General features: G+C 59.9%; 16 protein-coding genes. 12 read left to right on the top strand and 4 right to left on the bottom strand.

Features of this window, described 5'->3' with window-relative positions; all coding sequences use genetic code 11:
* Nucleotides 1-69: 69 nt before the first annotated feature.
* The 7 genes from aroH to GVO84_RS09265 all read left to right on the top strand — a co-directional run bounded on the left by aroH (nt 70) and on the right by GVO84_RS09265 (nt 7,202).
* On the top strand, nt 70-1,116 hold the full coding sequence (gene aroH, locus GVO84_RS09295) for a 3-deoxy-7-phosphoheptulonate synthase AroH (RefSeq protein ID WP_048991567.1): 1,047 nt from the start codon (nt 70-72) through the stop codon (nt 1,114-1,116).
* Between the two features lie 197 nt (nt 1,117-1,313).
* Nucleotides 1,314-1,496 carry a hemin uptake protein HemP gene (gene hemP / locus GVO84_RS09290; protein ID WP_032638304.1) on the top strand — a complete coding sequence of 61 codons (183 nt, stop codon included), beginning with the start codon at nt 1,314-1,316 and terminating at the stop codon, nt 1,494-1,496.
* Between the two features lie 77 nt (nt 1,497-1,573).
* Complete coding sequence (locus tag GVO84_RS09285; RefSeq protein WP_159513946.1) at nt 1,574-3,556, top strand: TonB-dependent hemoglobin/transferrin/lactoferrin family receptor; 1,983 nt, start codon at nt 1,574-1,576, stop codon at nt 3,554-3,556.
* A gap of 35 nt (nt 3,557-3,591) precedes the next feature.
* Nucleotides 3,592-4,620 (top strand): hematinate-forming heme oxygenase ChuS, encoded by a 1,029-nt coding sequence (gene chuS, locus GVO84_RS09280; RefSeq protein WP_159513945.1) that lies wholly within the window; start codon nt 3,592-3,594, stop codon nt 4,618-4,620.
* On the top strand, nt 4,617-5,438 hold the full coding sequence (locus tag GVO84_RS09275; RefSeq protein ID WP_159513944.1) for a heme/hemin ABC transporter substrate-binding protein: 822 nt from the start codon (nt 4,617-4,619) through the stop codon (nt 5,436-5,438). The genes chuS and GVO84_RS09275 overlap by 4 nt, the downstream gene beginning before the upstream one ends.
* The gene (locus tag GVO84_RS09270) at nt 5,438-6,430 is read left to right on the top strand and encodes a FecCD family ABC transporter permease (protein ID WP_159513943.1); all 993 of its coding nucleotides are present in this window, start codon (nt 5,438-5,440) and stop codon (nt 6,428-6,430) included. Before GVO84_RS09275 ends, GVO84_RS09270 begins: the two co-directional genes overlap by 1 nt.
* The gene (locus GVO84_RS09265; protein WP_159513942.1) at nt 6,423-7,202 is read left to right on the top strand and encodes a heme ABC transporter ATP-binding protein; all 780 of its coding nucleotides are present in this window, start codon (nt 6,423-6,425) and stop codon (nt 7,200-7,202) included. The genes GVO84_RS09270 and GVO84_RS09265 overlap by 8 nt, the downstream gene beginning before the upstream one ends.
* Here GVO84_RS09265 and GVO84_RS09260 read toward each other — a convergent pair.
* Nucleotides 7,181-8,092 (bottom strand): LysR family transcriptional regulator, encoded by a 912-nt coding sequence (locus GVO84_RS09260; protein ID WP_159513941.1) that lies wholly within the window; start codon nt 8,090-8,092, stop codon nt 7,181-7,183. The genes GVO84_RS09265 and GVO84_RS09260 overlap by 22 nt on opposite strands.
* Before the next feature lie 140 nt (nt 8,093-8,232).
* Between GVO84_RS09260 and GVO84_RS09255 the strand changes: the two genes are divergently transcribed.
* From GVO84_RS09255 to GVO84_RS09235, 5 genes are read left to right on the top strand one after another with little or no spacing between them, the layout of a single operon-like run.
* Nucleotides 8,233-8,940 carry a CoA transferase subunit A gene (locus GVO84_RS09255; protein WP_159513940.1) on the top strand — a complete coding sequence of 236 codons (708 nt, stop codon included), beginning with the start codon at nt 8,233-8,235 and terminating at the stop codon, nt 8,938-8,940.
* 2 nt (nt 8,941-8,942) lie between these two features.
* A complete protein-coding gene (locus tag GVO84_RS09250) occupies nt 8,943-9,599 on the top strand; it encodes a CoA transferase subunit B (RefSeq protein WP_159513939.1) in 657 nt (218 codons plus the stop codon).
* A gap of 9 nt (nt 9,600-9,608) precedes the next feature.
* Nucleotides 9,609-10,790, top strand: a complete 1,182-nt coding sequence (locus GVO84_RS09245) for an acetyl-CoA C-acetyltransferase (protein ID WP_159513938.1) — start codon at nt 9,609-9,611, stop codon at nt 10,788-10,790.
* Nucleotides 10,791-10,834: 44 nt separating this feature from the next.
* Nucleotides 10,835-12,226, top strand: a complete 1,392-nt coding sequence (locus tag GVO84_RS09240) for a GntP family permease (protein ID WP_159513937.1) — start codon at nt 10,835-10,837, stop codon at nt 12,224-12,226.
* Nucleotides 12,227-12,236: 10 nt separating this feature from the next.
* Nucleotides 12,237-13,007, top strand: a complete 771-nt coding sequence (locus GVO84_RS09235) for a 3-hydroxybutyrate dehydrogenase (protein ID WP_159513936.1) — start codon at nt 12,237-12,239, stop codon at nt 13,005-13,007.
* 43 nt (nt 13,008-13,050) lie between these two features.
* Here GVO84_RS09235 and selO read toward each other — a convergent pair whose 3' ends face one another.
* The 3 genes from selO to GVO84_RS09220 form a co-directional block, all read right to left on the bottom strand.
* Complete coding sequence (gene selO / locus GVO84_RS09230; RefSeq protein WP_159513935.1) at nt 13,051-14,493, bottom strand: protein adenylyltransferase SelO; 1,443 nt, start codon at nt 14,491-14,493, stop codon at nt 13,051-13,053.
* A 61-nt stretch (nt 14,494-14,554) separates the two neighbouring features.
* On the bottom strand, nt 14,555-15,271 hold the full coding sequence (locus GVO84_RS09225) for an EAL domain-containing protein (RefSeq protein WP_023335378.1): 717 nt from the start codon (nt 15,269-15,271) through the stop codon (nt 14,555-14,557).
* Between the two features lie 295 nt (nt 15,272-15,566).
* Nucleotides 15,567-16,031, bottom strand: coding sequence for an NlpC/P60 family protein (locus GVO84_RS09220; RefSeq protein ID WP_008500650.1), 465 nt, complete (start codon nt 16,029-16,031; stop codon nt 15,567-15,569).
* Nucleotides 16,032-16,100 lie beyond the last annotated feature (69 nt).

The following is a 16,100-nucleotide window of genomic DNA, read 5'->3' as shown; positions in this document are numbered from 1 at the left end:
TTGGTTTAAGGTGATGCCCATCACTTCCCGGTAGTCTGCCGATGAAGCAAAAATTTTCTGAGACATTCCATGAATAAAACCGATGAACTCCGCACTGCGCGCATTGACAGCCTGGTGACGCCGGCTGAACTGGCACAGCGGCACCCTGTTTCCGCCGCCGTCGCGGAACACGTGACGGCTTCCCGCCGCCGCATTGAAAAAATCCTGAATGGTGAAGACAAACGTCTTCTGGTGGTGATTGGGCCTTGCTCCATCCACGATCTGGATGCCGCGATGGATTATGCAAAACGGCTTCAGGGACTGCGGGATAAGTACCAGCATCGCCTTGAGATCGTGATGCGTACCTACTTTGAAAAACCGCGGACCGTGGTGGGCTGGAAGGGACTGATTTCCGACCCTGACCTCAACGGCAGCTATCGTGTGAACCACGGTATCGAGCTGGCGCGGAAGCTGCTTTTACAGGTCAACGAGCTGGGCGTGCCGACGGCGACCGAGTTTCTCGATATGGTGACCGGGCAGTTTATCGCCGACCTGATAAGCTGGGGCGCGATTGGCGCGCGCACTACTGAAAGCCAGATCCACCGTGAGATGGCCTCCGCCCTCTCCTGTCCGGTCGGCTTTAAAAACGGGACCGATGGCAACACCCGTATCGCGGTGGATGCCATCCGCGCTGCCCGTGCCAGCCACATGTTCCTGTCGCCGGACAAGAGCGGTCACATGACCATCTACCAGACCAGCGGTAACCCTTACGGCCATATCATTATGCGCGGCGGGAAGAAACCCAATTACCATGCAGAAGATATTGCAGCGGCCTGTGAAACGCTGGCCGAGTTCGACCTGCCGGAACATCTGGTGGTGGACTTCAGCCACGGCAACTGCCAGAAGCAGCATCGCCGCCAGCTGGACGTCTGCGATGAGATCTGCCAGCAGATCCGCAGCGGTTCCACCGCCGTGGCAGGGATTATGGCCGAGAGCTTCATCAAGGAAGGCACGCAGAAAATCGTTGCCGGACAGCAGATGGTTTACGGCCAGTCGATCACCGACCCGTGCCTGAGCTGGGAAGACAGCGAACTGCTGCTGGAGAAGCTGGCTTCAGCCGTGGACACGCGCTTTTAAAATCCTGCCGGGTGGCGCTGCGCTTACCCGGCCTACGGTACGTGCCCTTCTCCCTCTCCCTGTGGGAGAGGGCATCAGACCGCACTTCACCCCCAAATTTGATCCCCTCACCCTTTTTTCACAAAAACGCTTGCCGTCAATTTGCACTTTATTGATAATGATTATCATTGTTGCATTGATTGCTATTTATAAACATTATGTCACGTACGGATAACAGCGCGGCAACGCCAGCAAAAACACACACAGCGCCAGCCCCCGCCGAGCGTCGGATTGACAGCAAAACCCTCCTCGGCGATGAGGGACGGGTCATTATCGAGCATGACGGCCAGCGCTATCTTCTGCGCCAGACCCATGCCGGAAAACTGATCCTCACAAAATAAACAACACCTAAAAATACGCCAGCCACCCAGGTGATACCCAGGCAGCCAGCGCTTTTCACTTCTTATGGAGAGTTGCTATGCCACACCTGCCTTCCGCATCTTTACGTCCGTCACTTCTGGCGCTGGCGATTGCCAGTACCCTGCCGGTCGTCGCGTTCGCCGCCACAGACGACATTACCGTCACCGCTACGGGCAACGCCCGCAGCGCCTTTGAAGCGCCCATGATGGTAAGCGTGATTGACGCCAGCGCGCCGGAGAAACAAACCGCCAGCTCGGCGGCCGTCCTGCTGCGTAACGTCCCCGGTCTGACGCTGGACGGCACCGGACGCACCAACGGGCAGGACGTAAACCTGCGCGGCTATGACCGTCGCGGCGTGCTGGTGCTGGTTGACGGCGTGCGCCAGGGAACCGATACCGGCCATCTGAACAGCACCTTCCTCGACCCTGCGCTAATCAAACGTATCGAAGTGGTCCGCGGCCCGTCGGCCCTGCTGTACGGAAGCGGCGCACTGGGCGGCGTGATCTCCTATGACACCGCCGACGCCAGCGATCTGCTCGAACCGGGTAAAAACAGCGGCTACCGCGTGTTTGGAACGGGCGCGACGGGCGATCATAGCCTCGGGATGGGGGCCAGCGCCTACGGCCGCACCGATACGCTGGACGGTCTGGTCTCATGGTCCAGCCGGGATCGCGGTGATATCCGCCAGAGCGACGGTGCAACCGCGCCTAACGACGAATCCATCAACAACATGCTGGCGAAAGGCAGCTGGAAACTCGACCCGGCCCAGACCCTGAGCGGCTCCCTGCGCTACTACAACAACGCCGCTCAGGAGCCGAAAAACCCGCAAACCACCGGGGCGGACAGCAGTAACCCGATGACCGACCGCTCCACCATCCAGCGCGATGCGCAGGTTGGCTACCGCATTGCACCGGAAGGATACGACTGGCTGGACGCCGACGCGAAGATCTACTGGTCCGAAGCGCGCATTAATGCCCAGAACGTCGACGGAAGCGGTGAGTTTCGCAAGCAGACCACCAAAGGCGGCAAGGTGGAAAACCGCACCCGCCTGTTCAGCGACACCTTTGCAGCACACCTTCTGACCTACGGCGGGGAGTACTATCGTCAGGAGCAGCATCCGGGCGGGACAACCACCGGCTTCCCGGACGCGAAAATCGACTTCAGCTCCGGCTGGCTGCAGGATGAGATTACCCTGCGCGATCTGCCTGTTACCCTGCTGGGCGGCACGCGCTATGACAACTACCGCGGCAGCAGCGACGGCTACAACGATGTGGATGCCGACAAGTGGTCATCCCGCGCCGGGTTAACCGTCAGTCCAACCGACTGGCTGATGCTGTTTGGCTCTTACGCGCAGGCCTTCCGCGCGCCGACCATGGGCGAAATGTATAACGACGCCAAACACTTCTCCATTGGCCGCTTTTATACCAACTACTGGGTGCCAAACCCGAACCTGCGCCCGGAAACCAACGAAACGCAGGAGTTTGGTTTTGGCCTGCGCTTTGACGATCTGATGCTTGCCAACGATGCGCTGGAGTTTAAAGCCAGCTATTTCGATACCAAAGCCAAAGACTATATCTCCACCACCGTCGATTTTGCCGCCGCGACCACCATGTCGTACAACGTCCCGAACGCCAAAATCTGGGGTTGGGACATGATGGCAAAATACTCGGCCGACCTCTTCAGCCTCGACCTGGCCTATAACCGCACGCGCGGGAAAGACACCGATACGGGCGAGTATATCTCCAGCATTAACCCGGATACCGTCACCAGCAAGCTGGATCTCCCGGTGGCGCAAAGCGGGTTCTCCGTCGGCTGGATCGGTACTTTTGTCGATCGCTCAACGCATATCAGCAGCAGCTACAGCAAGCAGCCGGGCTATGCGGTCAACGATTTCTACGTGAGCTACAAAGGCCAGGAACGGCTCAAAGGCGTGACCACCACGCTGGTGCTGGGCAACGCCTTTGACAAAGCGTACTGGTCACCTCAGGGCATTCCGCAGGACGGTCGTAACGGCAAGATTTTCGTAAGCTATCAGTGGTAATTCCCTTCGGGGCAACTATTCAGAAGGAAGAGACAATGAATCACTACACGCGCTGGCTTGAGCTAAAAGAAGCCAATCCGGGTAAATACGCGCGCGACGTCGCAGGGTTAATGAACATCAGCGAAGCGGAGCTGACCTTTGCCCGCGTGGGTCACGACGCCTGGCGACTGCGCGGTGAAATCCTCGAGATCCTGGGCTCGCTGGAGGCAGTGGGCGAAACCAAATGTATCTGCCGCAACGAATACGCCGTTCACGAACAGGTGGGGAACTTCACCAACCAGCACCTGAACGGCCACGCCGGGCTGGTGCTGAACCCGCGCGCGCTGGATCTGCGCCTGTTCCTCAACCAGTGGGCGAGCGCGTTTCACATCAGCGAAACCACCGCCCGCGGCGAGCGGCAGAGCATTCAGTTCTTCGACCACCAGGGCGATGCCCTGCTGAAGGTCTACGCCACGGATAACACCGACGTTTCCGCCTGGGGCGACGTGCTGACCCGCTTTATCTTTGCCGACAACCCGCCGCTGGCGTTGAGGATGGCCGATGCCCCGGCTCACGCTGAAAACGCGGATGCCGCGCTGGTAGATAAAGAGTGGCGCGCCATGACCGACGTTCATCAGTTCTTCAGCCTGCTCAAGCGCCATAACCTCAGCCGCCAGCAGGCGTTTCGCCTGGTGGGTGACGATCTGGCCTGCCGGGTAGAAAACACCGCGCTGGCGCAGCTGCTGGAAACGGCGCGTCAGGACGGTAACGAAATCATGGTCTTCGTGGGTAACCGCGGCTGCGTGCAGATCTTCACCGGCGCGGTGGAAAAGCTGGTGCCGATGAAAGGCTGGCTGAACGTCTTTAACCCAACCTTTACCCTGCATCTGCTTGAAGGATCCATTGCAGAAACCTGGGTCACGCGCAAGCCGATGGCTGACGGGCATGTCACCAGCCTGGAGCTGTTTGCCGCCGACGGGACGCAAATCGCCCAGCTGTACGGTCAGCGTACGGAAGGCGAACCGGAGCAGAGCCAGTGGCGCAGCCAGATTGACGCCTTAACGGCGAAAGGGCTGGCCGCATGAAACGGTGGTTTGCCCTGCTTAGCGCCCTGCCCCTGCTGGCGCTTGCTGCGCCGCAAGAGAAAATCGTTACCCTCGGCGGCGACGTCACCGAGATTGTCTACGCCCTCGGCGCGGCGTCCTCGCTGGTGGCCCGCGACAGCACCAGCCAGTGGCCGCAGGCGGCGAACGACCTGCCTGACGTGGGCTATCTGCGCCAGCTCAATGCGGAAGGGATCTTATCCATGCGCCCCACGCTGGTGCTGGCCAGCGCTCAGGCGCAGCCGTCTCTGGCGCTAAAGCAGGTAGAGCAAAGCCACGTCAGGGTGATCGCTGTTCCTGCCGGTAACGACCTGAACGTCATTGACGAAAAGGTGAGGATCGTCGCTGAAGCGACGCACCGCGAGGTCGAGGGGGAGGTCCTGCGCAAGACGCTGCGCCAGGCGCTGTCGGCGCTACCCGCGTCACCGCTCAATAAGCGGGTGCTGTTTATTCTCAACCACGGCGGGATGACCGCGATGGCCGCCGGGCAACAGACCGGCGCAGATGCTGCCATTCGTGCGGCGGGGCTGCAGAACGCGATGCAGGGGTTCACCCGCTATCAGCCGCTGTCGCAGGAGGGCACGATCGCCAGCCGACCCGATCTGGTGGTGATTTCTCAGGACGGTCTCAACGCCCTGGGCGGTGAAGCGAATCTGTGGACGCTGCCCGGCCTGGCGCAAACCCCGGCGGGACGGAATAAGCAGGTGCTGGCGATTGACGATATGGCGCTGCTGGGCTTCAGCGTGCGAACGCCGGAAGCCATCCAGCAGCTGCGTGCCAAAGCGGAACAGCTGCCCTGATGTCCCGGCGGATAACCTTATCGTTATGGATGCTGACCGCGATCCTGACCATCATGACGCTCGCAGCGACCGGGGTTGGGGCATTACGCCTGCCGGTCAGCCTGCTGTGGGACGGCAGCGACGAGGCGCTGCGTCAAATCTGGCTGACGATCCGCCTGCCCCGCGTGCTGCTGGCGCTGGCGATCGGCGGCTCACTGGCGCTGGCGGGCTGCGTGATGCAGGGGCTGTTTCGAAATCCGCTGGCGGACCCGGGACTGCTCGGCATCAGCAGCGGCGCGGCGCTCGCCGTTGCGCTGTGGGTGGTGCTTCCGCTCTCGCTGCCTGCCCTGGTGATGCTGTACGCCCCAATGCTGGCGGCGTTTCTCGGCGCGCTGGCCGCCACCTTCGTGATTTTCCTGCTCAGCCGACAGCGTGACGCCTCCCTGTCGCGCCTGCTGCTGGTGGGAATTGCCATCAACGCCCTGTGCGGCGCGGCCGTCGGGGTGCTGTCATGGCTCAGCAATGATGCCCAGCTTCGCCAGCTTTCGCTCTGGGGAATGGGCAGCCTCGGCCAGGCGCAGTGGTCAACCCTGCTGGCCGTCGCGTCGCTGATGGTCCCCACCGCGCTGGCTATCTGGCGTCTGGCAGGCGCCCTCAACCTGCTGCAGCTGGGGGACGAAGAGGCGCATTACCTCGGCGTGGAGGTTGCCGCCGTGCAGCGGATCCTGCTGCTGTGCAGTGCCCTGCTGGTGGCTGCCGCCGTGGCGGTCAGCGGCGTGATCGGCTTCGTCGGCCTGGTGGTGCCGCACCTGGTGCGCATGTGGCTGGGAGCCGACCACCGGGCCGTGCTCCCCGGCTCGGTGCTGGCCGGCGCGCTGCTCCTGCTGGTTGCCGATACGCTGGCGCGCAGCGTGGTCGCCCCGGCGGAAATGCCGGTCGGCTTACTGACCAGCCTTCTCGGCGCGCCGTGGTTTCTGTGGCTTATCTTTCGTCGCGGAGGTGCGCATGGCTGAACGCTACTGTGCAGAAAACCTTGTTTTTCGCGCCGGACAACGCACGCTGATTAACGACGTGTCGCTGACCTTATCTCAGGGCGAGCTGGTGGCGCTGATTGGCCCCAACGGCGCCGGGAAATCAACGCTGTTGCGGCTGCTGACCGGCTATCTTAAACCTGCGGGCGGACGGTGCAGCCTGGCGGGTACATCGCTTGCGGCCTGGCAGCCGGACAGGCTCTCCCGCTACCGGGCGGTAATGCGCCAGAACACGCAGCTCGGATTTGACTGGCCGGTTGAGGCGGTCGTCGGTATGGGGCGAGCGCCCTGGACCCGCACGCCTGAAGCGTCGGTTATTGAGGAGGTCATGGCCGTCACCGGCTGTTTACCGCTGGCAGGCAGGCAGTTTGCCGCACTCTCCGGCGGCGAGCAGCAGCGCATCCAGCTCGCCCGCGCGCTGGCTCAGCTCTGGTGCGACGGCGCGCCGCGCGGCTGGCTGTTCCTTGATGAACCCACGTCTGCGCTGGATCTCTATCACCAGCAGCATCTGCTGCGCCTGCTGAAGTCCCTGACCCGTCGGGGGCATCTGCACGTGTGCGCGGTGCTGCACGACCTTAATCTGGCGGCGCTGTGGGCGGACCGCATCCTGCTGCTGCATGGCGGCACAATCGTGTCCCAGGGAGCACCGGAAACCGTTTTACAGGCCGACGCGCTGGCGCGCTGGTACGGCGCGCAGGTGATCGTCGGCAGGCATCCGGCTCACGCCGCGCCTCAGGTGTTTCTCGCCCCCTGATCGGGCTGGTAAAAATCTTTCAGGGTTTCCAGCAGGGCATGGGCCGCCTTAGAGAGCTGCGTGTGCCCTGGATGGATCGCTCCGATACACTTTTCAATGGGCGGGCTGTCCAGCGGAATACAGACCGCGCCCAGCGACGCCATCTGCGTCTCGCACAGCGCCGGGACGGCGCTGCCGCCCAGGCCACTCGCAACCATTCTCCCGACCGTCACCAGCTGGTGACTTTCCAGCGCGACGTCCAGCTTTCTGCCGCTTCGCGCCAGCTCCTCCTCCATCATCAGACGCACCGCAGAGGGGCGCTGCAGGGTGATGAAATCCAGCGTCAGCAGCTCTTCCCAGGTCAGGCGCTTTTTGCCCGCCAGCGAGGAGTCTTTCGGCACAATGGCAACAAACCTGTCGAGGCCCAGCGGGGTAAACAGCAGGTTGTGCGTCGGCGCGGGCTCAAAGGCGATGCCCATCTCGACCCGCCCTTCCCGCACCATCTCGATCACCTGCTCGTTAATAACGTCATGCACGGTGACGTTGACCCCGGCATGACGATCGCGAAATGCCTTTAGCACCTCGGGGAGGACATTCGCGGCAAACGACGGCATGGCGGCGACCGAGATTTTACCGCGCTGCAGGGTAAAGCACTGGTGCATCGCCTCTTCGACGTTATCCCAGTCGGCAAGCAGCTGGCGCGCCATGGGCAAAAACGTCTCCCCCTCCTGCGTCAGCGCGACCTTGCGCGTGCTCCGCTGCAGCAGCGGTCCGCCGAGCGTGTCCTCAAGCGCTTTAATGGTCAGGCTCAGGGCCGGCTGGGAAAGATTCAGCCGTTCGCTGGCGTGCGCGAAATTCAGAGTGTGAGCTACCGCTAAAAACGCGCGTAACTGTTTGACACTCATTCTCATTTTTCATCCTGTTAACTAATTGAAAAAATTTAGTTAACAGGAAATTAATAAAAAAACCAAATGAGTGGGTCACAAATTCAAAATTAACAAATGAGTCGCCGCCCCTAATGATACCGGCACGGTTAACGGGAGGGATGACTATGGCGGGACTGGATAAACGCGTCGGCAGCTATGCGCAGGCGCTGGATGGGCTGACGGACGGGATGACCCTGCTGGCGGGAGGCTTTGGCCTGTGCGGTATTCCGGAGAACCTGATTGCAGAGGTCAGACGCCGTCAGGTGAAAGACCTGACGGTGGTATCAAACAACTGCGGCGTGGACGGTTTCGGTCTCGGGCTACTGCTCGAAACGGGGCAGGTTCGCAAAGTGGTGGCCTCTTACGTCGGCGAGAACGCGCTTTTCGAGCGGCAGGTGCTGAGCGGCGAACTGGAGATTGAACTCACGCCTCAGGGCACGCTGGCGGAAAAGGTGCGCGCGGGCGGCGCGGGCATTCCGGCATTTTACACGGCCACCGGCTACGGCACGCCCGTGGCTGCCGGCAAAGACGTGCGCCAGTTTGCGGGGAAGCACTACATCCTTGAAGAGGCCATTACCGGTGATTTCGCGCTCATTAAGGGCTGGAAAGCGGACTGGTACGGCAACGTTGTCTATCGGCATACCGCGCAAAATTTTAATCCGCTGATGGCAACGGCGGGCCGGATAACGGTCGTCGAGGTGGAAGAGATCGTTCCCCCGGGCGAGCTGCCCCCGTCGGCCATTCATACCCCGGGAATTTACGTCGACAGGCTGATTGTCGGCCAGTTTGAAAAACGCATTGAACAGCGCACGCTGCGCGCGGAAGGAGTGTGACGATGTTAACCCGTGAACAGATGGCCATGCGCGTCGCCCGCGAGCTGCGCGACGGTTACTACGTCAACCTGGGGATCGGCATCCCTACCCTGGTGGCGAACTACATTCCGGACGGGATGGACGTGATGCTTCAGTCGGAAAACGGGCTGCTGGGGATGGGGGCCTTTCCTGACGAGCAGAGCCTTGACGCCGACATGATCAACGCCGGTAAACAGACCGTGACCGCGCGGACAGGCGCGGCCATTTTCGACTCGGCCCAGTCGTTTGCCATGATCCGCGGCGGTCATGTCGACCTGACCGTGCTGGGCGCGTTTGAAGTGGACGTCGACGGCAATATCGCCTCGTGGATGATCCCCGGAAAGATGGTGAAGGGCATGGGCGGCGCGATGGATCTTGTCGCCGGGGCGCAGAACATCATTGTGGTGATGACCCACGCCTCGAAAAGCGGTGAGTCAAAGCTGCTACCGCGCTGCACGCTGCCGCTCACGGGCGCGGGCTGCATCCGTCGGGTGTTAACGGACCTCGCGTTGCTGGAGATCGAGGACGGCGCGTTCGTCCTGCGCGAATACGCCCCCGGCGTCAGTATCGACGAAATTGCGGCTAAGACGGCCGGGAAAATGACCGTCGCGGACGACGTTCGCGAGATGCGCTTCAACTGAGGACTCACGATGAAAGAGGTCATGATTGTCGGGGCAACCCGAACCCCCATTGGCAGTTTTCGCGGATCGCTATCGTCCCTTTCAGCGGTTGAGCTGGGGGCCGCCGCGGTGCGGCATCTGCTGGAGAACAGCGGTCTTAGCGCAGAACAGGTAGATGAACTGATTTTCGGACAGGTGCTGACGGCCGGGTGCGGACAAAACCCTGCGCGCCAGACGGCCCTCACCGCCGGATTGCCCGTCAGTACGCCGGCGACAACGGTCAACCTGGTGTGCGGCGCGGGCTTAAAGGCGGTGCAGCTCGCCGCGCAGGCGATCCGCAGCGGCGACGCGGATGTGGCGATTGCTGGCGGTCAGGAGAGCATGAGCAGCGCCCCCTATCTGCTGGACGGCGCGCGTTCAGGGCTGCGTTTTGGCCATACGGGCCTGCAGGACAGCATGATTACCGACGGTCTGTGGGACGCTTTCAACGATTACCACATGGGGATCACCGCTGAAAACGTCGCCCGTGAGAATGACATTTCCCGCGCACAGCAGGACGCCTTTGCCGCCCGGTCGCAGCACAAAGCGGCCTCCGCCATCGAAGCGGGTCGCTTTGACGCCGAGATAGCGCCGGTGACGGTGAAACAGGGTAAAAAACCGCCGCTTATCGTCCGCCGTGACGAACAGCCCCGGCCAGGCACCACCGCTGAGCAGCTGGCGCAGCTGCGCCCCGCTTTTTTGCAGGAGGAAGGCACGGTCACGGCCGGAAATGCGTCAACGCTCAACGACGGTGCCGCTGCGGTGCTGCTGATGAGCGGCGAAAAGGCGCGGGAGAGCAGTTTGCCGATCCTGGGTCGCATCGTGAGCTACGCCGTAACGGGCGTTGACCCGTCGGTGATGGGCATCGGTCCGGTCAGCGCCTGCCGGACGGCGCTGGCGCGGGCGGGCTGGACGCTGGATGACGTGGACCTGATTGAAGCCAATGAGGCCTTTGCCGCCCAGGCGCTGGCGGTGGGCAAGCAGCTCGGCTGGGATGAACGCAAAGTGAACGTTAACGGCGGCGCTATCGCCCTGGGTCATCCGATTGGCGCCTCCGGCTGCCGCATCCTCGTGACGCTGCTGTACGAAATGCAGCGCCGTGACGTTAAAAAAGGGCTCGTCACCCTGTGCGTAGGCGGCGGGCAAGGCATTGCTCTCACCGTCGAGCGTTAAGCCTCTCGTTGGTACCCGAATAATAATTAAAGTGAGGAGTCGTAATGAGTGTGTTAATTGCCCTGGCGGCGCTGGCGCTGCTGATGCTGGCGGCCTATCGCGGATACAGCGTTATTCTGTTTGCGCCGATTGCGGCGCTCGGCGCCGTGCTGCTGACCGATCCGGGTGCCGTCGGCCCGACGTTTACCGGCCTGTTTATGGAAAAGATGGTGGGCTTCGTCAAGCTCTACTTCCCGGTGTTCCTGCTGGGGGCCGTTTTTGGCAAGCTGATTGAGCTTTCCGGTTTCTCACGCTCCATCGTCGCCGCCGCGATCCAGATCCTCGGTCGTCGCCACGCCATTCCGGTGATTGTCCTGGTGTGTGCGTTGTTAACCTACGGCGGCGTGTCGCTGTTCGTGGTGGCGTTTGCGGTTTACCCTTTCGCTGCAGAGCTGTTCCGCCAGAGCGGCATCCCCAAGCGGCTGATCCCGGCCACCGTGGCGCTGGGGGCATTCTCGTTTACCATGGACGCCCTGCCCGGCACGCCGCAGATCCAGAATATCATCCCCACCAGCTTTTTTGGTACGAACGCCTGGGCCGCGCCGTGGCTGGGGCTTATCGGCTCTCTGTTTATTATTGTCTTTGGCCTGCTCTGGCTGGAGCGCCAGCGTCGTAAGGCGTTCAATAACAACGAAGGTTACGGCACGGATCTGAAAAATGAGCCCGAAACGCCGGATAACATTAACCTTCCGCATCCGCTGATTGCTATCTCCCCGCTGCTGGTGGTGGGCATACTGAACCTGCTGTTTACCCGCTGGATCCCCGACTGGTACGGCACGACCCACGAGCTTACTCTGCCAGGTCTGGCGAAACCGATTGTAACCGAGGTGGGAAAGATCACCGCCATCTGGGCCGTGGAAGCGGCGCTGATCTCCGGTATCGTGCTGGTGCTGATTTTTGGCTTTCGCAATATCCGTGGGCGTCTGGCTGAAGGCAGCCGGACCGCGGTGAGCGGTGCCATTCTGGCGGCGATGAATACTGCCTCGGAATACGGTTTCGGCGCGGTGATCGCCGCCCTGCCCGGGTTCCTGGTGTTATCCAAAGCGCTGGCGGCCATCCCCAATCCGCTGCTGAATGAGGCCATCAGCGTGACGGTGCTTGCGGGGATCACCGGCTCGGCGTCCGGGGGGATGAGTATTGCGCTCGCCGCCATGTCCGACTCGTTTGTCGCCGCCGCCCACGCCGCCAATATCCCGCTTGAGGTGCTGCACCGCGTGGCCTCAATGGCGAGCGGCGGTATGGATACGCTGCCCCATAACGGCGCGGTGATTACCCTGCTGGCGATTACCGGCCTGAGCCATCGCCAGGCCTACGGCGGCATTTTCGCGATCACCATTATTAAAAGTCTGGCAGTGCTTTTTGTCATTGCCGTGTTCTATCTGACCGGCATTGTGTAAGGAGAGAAAGATGAATCTGAACGGTAAGACCGCACTGGTCACAGGCTCGACCAGCGGCATTGGGCTGGGGATCGCCCGCGTACTGGCGAAGGCCGGGGCACAGCTGATCCTCAACGGTTTCGGCGACAGCGAATCAGCAAGAGTTGAAATTGCGCAACTGGGCAAAACGCCGGGCTATCACGATGCGGACCTGCATGACGTACTGCAAATTGAAGCCATGATGCGCTACGCCGAATCGCAGTTTGGCGGCGTGGACATTCTTGTCAACAACGCCGGGATACAGCATGTCGCCCCGGTTGACGCGTTTCCGGTGGAGAAATGGAACGATATTATCGCCATTAATCTCTCCTCGGTATTTCACACCAGCCGGCTGGCGCTGCCCGCCATGCGCGAGAAAAACTGGGGGCGCATCATCAATATCGCCTCCGTTCACGGGCTGGTCGCGTCAAAAGAGAAGTCAGCCTATGTTGCCGCCAAGCATGGCGTAGTGGGTTTTACGAAATCGCTGGCGCTGGAAACCGCCCGCACCGGTGTTACCGCCAATACCATCTGCCCCGGCTGGGTACTGACGCCGCTGGTGCAACAGCAAATTGATAAGCGTATCGCAGAGGGCGTGCCGCCGGAGCAGGCGCGCGATCTGCTCCTTGCAGAGAAACAGCCTTCGGGCGAGTTTGTCACCCCTGAGCAGCTGGGTGAACTGGCGCTGTTTTTGTGCAGCGACAGCGCCGTGAACGTTCGCGGCGCCGCGTGGAATATGGATGGGGGATGGGTTGCGCAGTGATTTCCAGGCCGGGTGAAGCGAAGCCGCCACCCGGCAAACAGGGTTAGCTTGAGCAGCTGACCTCCAGCCGCTTGCCCCAGTCAGGCGGGCGGCTGACGTAGTCATCATCCCGGTCGGCAAACGGCGCGCGCAGCGCCAGATGCAGGCGGTGTAGCTCGTCGTACTGTCCCTGCTCTGCCTGCTCAATCGCCCGCTGCGCCAGCCAGTTGCGCAACACCATCGCGGGATTCGTCACGTTCATCTGCGTCTGGCGGGTGGCGTCATCCACCTGCTCCTGCTGCAGCCGCGTGCGGTACTGCGCAAACCAGTCGTCAAACGCCTGCCTGTCAATAAACTCGTCGCGCAGCGGCGAGGCCGCGCTGTGCTGCTCCGTCTGGCCCAGCATCCGGAAGGTACGGGTATAATCGCTGCCCTCACGCGCCATCAGGGCAAACAGACCATTGAGGATGTCGTTATCGCCTCTCTCCTGCGTCATCAGCCCCAGCTTGTTGCGCATCAGCGTGCCATATTCCCGCAGCAATATGTCCTGATAGCTGTCGAGCGCATCGTTGAGGGCATCAACATCGATGAACGGCGAAAGGGTTTGCGCAAGCCGCTGCAGGTTCCACAGGCCAACCGCTGGCTGATTGTCAAAGCTGTAGCGTCCCTGATAGTCGGAGTGGTTGCAGATATAGCCGGGCTGATAATCGTCCAGGAAACCAAACGGACCGTAATCAAAGGTCAACCCGAGGATCGACATGTTGTCCGTATTCATCACGCCATGGGCAAAGCCTACCGTTTGCCAGCGGGCAATCAGGGCTGCGGTTCGGGCAACCACATCCCTGAACCAGTGAACGTATTTATCCGCCTCGTCCTGCAAATGCGCCCAGTGGTGACGAATGGCAAAGTCAGCCAGCTGGCGAACCTTGTCCGGCTCGCGGCGATAGTAAAAGTGCTCAAAATGGCCGAAGCGCAAATGGCTTTGCGCGATGCGCATCAGCATTGCCCCCTTTTCTACCGTTTCGCGCACTATCGGCGTATCGCTGGTGACAATCGACAGCGCGCGGGTAGTGGGAATACCCAGGGCGTGCATCGCTTCAGACGCCAGGCTCTCGCGGATCGTTGAACGCAGCACCGCGCGCCCGTCGCCCATTCGCGACCAGGGAGTAAGGCCTGCGCCTTTCAGGTGCCAGTCAACCGTCTCCCCGTTGGGAAGCTGTTGTTCACCGAGCAGGATCCCCCTGCCGTCGCCCAGCTGCCCCGCCCAGACGCCAAACTGATGTCCGCTATAGACCTGAGCCAGAGGTTGCATACCGGCGAGAAGCGTTTCACCGCCCCAGACGCCTGCGCCCTCTGAATGCTGAAACAGCTCAGGCGGAATGGCCAACTCTTCTGCCAGCAAATCGTTATGCCAGATAAGACGTGAATTTTGTAACGGTGTCGGTTTGAGTGCGGTGTAAAAGCCAGGCAACTCGTCATGCCAGTGAGCGGTAAAAGACAGGGTCATAGGTCCTCCTGCTTTTAGTGTAGAGGGTTTACCCGGACTTAAACACGGGCGAAAGCAAGGGTTATCGCTGCTGAACCAGCGTAGTGACGTGTTCTGCAGAGACGGCTGGCCAGAGTGCCCCCTGCATGGCGCCAAAATTGAAGGATAAAACGCGTTGCAACAGGCCGTGGTCGTCAATGCCCGAGACGATCACTGACTGGCAGTGCGGCGTGATTTGCCAGAGGATGGCGCGCATAAAAGGCTCAAAAGAGAGCTCCGGAGCACGCTGCTGAATGAAGCCTTTATCAAGGATGACCCGTTTAAATAATCCATCATAGACCGCTTTGAGCGACGCGGCACCTGCGCCAAAGTTTGCCAGGACCAACGGGAAATGGATTGCCATTCTCGCCAGCTGCAGGTCGTCCTTACCATTATTTAAACCTGGATAATTCTCATTAACAGTAAACTCAAGAAACGGATAACGCTCAAGGATTGAAACAGCGTTTCCATTACTTAATAAAAATTCAACTATTGCAGGTGTAATATTGATCCATGCAATTAACTGATGCTGAATAAAAAACAGTTTACAGGTATCAAGCAATTGCAGTTTTTCGTTAAACAGCGCTAACTCTTCAGCCGCTGAAAGCCGAGGGATAACAAGCTCAGTGGGGATCCGCACATCGCTGCCGACGCCAGTAAAGTTAACCAGAATTTCTAAACCTTTAAGCTCACCTGCGCTATTACGGGCAGGTAAAAGCAGCAGTTCAGACTGGTAAGCATTATCTAGCGTAATAATCATTGCACTCGCCCCGCATTAAAGATGAGAGAGGACATCCTGGAGCAATTGCCGACACAATTCCACTGTCTTGATTTTAATAAGATTAATTTCATTAGTTCCGTATTAATTTTCAGATTTATCCCTGAATCTAAAATAATTTTATCCTGGTTGCAGAATAATAGCCAGTTTTAGATAAAACAGACACATGCAGGATTCGCTAATTTTAGGCAAATTTAACTTTAAGCATCTTATTTGAGAAAAAACGGCATGATTTATTACTGACCATGCCGTCTTAAGAGAAGTATCCGACTAAAGACTATATACGTCGTGCCTGCCAGAAATTTTTACGCCAGTAAACATTATCAAGAGAAGAGCGCATAACGCCGCGGCTGGTCGAGGCGTGAATGAACTGATTGTCTGTATCATATATACCCACATGGAGACCGCTTTCACCCGATCCGGTTTTGAAGAAAACCAGGTCCCCGGGCAGAAGATCGTCTTTATCAATTTCAGTGCCAATTTCTGCCTGTTTGCGCGTTTCGCGCGGAAGCTGTAAATCAAACTTATCGCGAAACGTCATCAGCACGAAGCCGGAGCAATCTACGCCGCCGCGGCTCATGCCGCCGTAGCGATAAGGCGTGCCGCGCCAGTTGCTCAGCTGATCGTTAAGGCTGGCAATGACGGTGATCGAATCTGAAAGCCGTGGGTTAGGCGGCGGTGCACGATGGCTACTGCATCCCGCAAGAAAAAGTGCGGCCATCAGGAGAAACCAGAATCGCATTTTCAGACGAATCCTCTGCTTTTTTTGTTCTTTTCGTAATTTAGCGTGCAATTGTGCTAAGAGGCAAGA

Origin of the sequence: Enterobacter sp. SM3 (assembly GCF_009811935.2) — a bacterium.
GTDB classification, from domain to species: Bacteria; Pseudomonadota; Gammaproteobacteria; order Enterobacterales; family Enterobacteriaceae; genus Enterobacter; species Enterobacter asburiae_D.
This window is presented reverse-complemented; position numbering and strand designations above follow the sequence as displayed.

What these genes read in the sequence shown, in the direction of transcription:
- aroH (WP_048991567.1), top strand. Translation starts at nt 70, where the DNA reads ATGAATAAAACCGATGAACTCCGCACTGCGCGCATTGACAGCCTGGTG.
- hemP (WP_032638304.1), top strand. Translation starts at nt 1,314, where the DNA reads ATGTCACGTACGGATAACAGCGCGGCAACGCCAGCAAAAACACACACA.
- GVO84_RS09285 (WP_159513946.1), top strand. Translation starts at nt 1,574, where the DNA reads ATGCCACACCTGCCTTCCGCATCTTTACGTCCGTCACTTCTGGCGCTG.
- chuS (WP_159513945.1), top strand. Translation starts at nt 3,592, where the DNA reads ATGAATCACTACACGCGCTGGCTTGAGCTAAAAGAAGCCAATCCGGGT.
- GVO84_RS09275 (WP_159513944.1), top strand. Translation starts at nt 4,617, where the DNA reads ATGAAACGGTGGTTTGCCCTGCTTAGCGCCCTGCCCCTGCTGGCGCTT.
- GVO84_RS09270 (WP_159513943.1), top strand. Translation starts at nt 5,438, where the DNA reads ATGTCCCGGCGGATAACCTTATCGTTATGGATGCTGACCGCGATCCTG.
- GVO84_RS09265 (WP_159513942.1), top strand. Translation starts at nt 6,423, where the DNA reads ATGGCTGAACGCTACTGTGCAGAAAACCTTGTTTTTCGCGCCGGACAA.
- GVO84_RS09260 (WP_159513941.1), bottom strand. Translation starts at nt 8,092, where the DNA reads ATGAGAATGAGTGTCAAACAGTTACGCGCGTTTTTAGCGGTAGCTCAC.
- GVO84_RS09255 (WP_159513940.1), top strand. Translation starts at nt 8,233, where the DNA reads ATGGCGGGACTGGATAAACGCGTCGGCAGCTATGCGCAGGCGCTGGAT.
- GVO84_RS09250 (WP_159513939.1), top strand. Translation starts at nt 8,943, where the DNA reads ATGTTAACCCGTGAACAGATGGCCATGCGCGTCGCCCGCGAGCTGCGC.
- GVO84_RS09245 (WP_159513938.1), top strand. Translation starts at nt 9,609, where the DNA reads ATGAAAGAGGTCATGATTGTCGGGGCAACCCGAACCCCCATTGGCAGT.
- GVO84_RS09240 (WP_159513937.1), top strand. Translation starts at nt 10,835, where the DNA reads ATGAGTGTGTTAATTGCCCTGGCGGCGCTGGCGCTGCTGATGCTGGCG.
- GVO84_RS09235 (WP_159513936.1), top strand. Translation starts at nt 12,237, where the DNA reads ATGAATCTGAACGGTAAGACCGCACTGGTCACAGGCTCGACCAGCGGC.
- selO (WP_159513935.1), bottom strand. Translation starts at nt 14,493, where the DNA reads ATGACCCTGTCTTTTACCGCTCACTGGCATGACGAGTTGCCTGGCTTT.
- GVO84_RS09225 (WP_023335378.1), bottom strand. Translation starts at nt 15,271, where the DNA reads ATGATTATTACGCTAGATAATGCTTACCAGTCTGAACTGCTGCTTTTA.
- GVO84_RS09220 (WP_008500650.1), bottom strand. Translation starts at nt 16,031, where the DNA reads ATGCGATTCTGGTTTCTCCTGATGGCCGCACTTTTTCTTGCGGGATGC.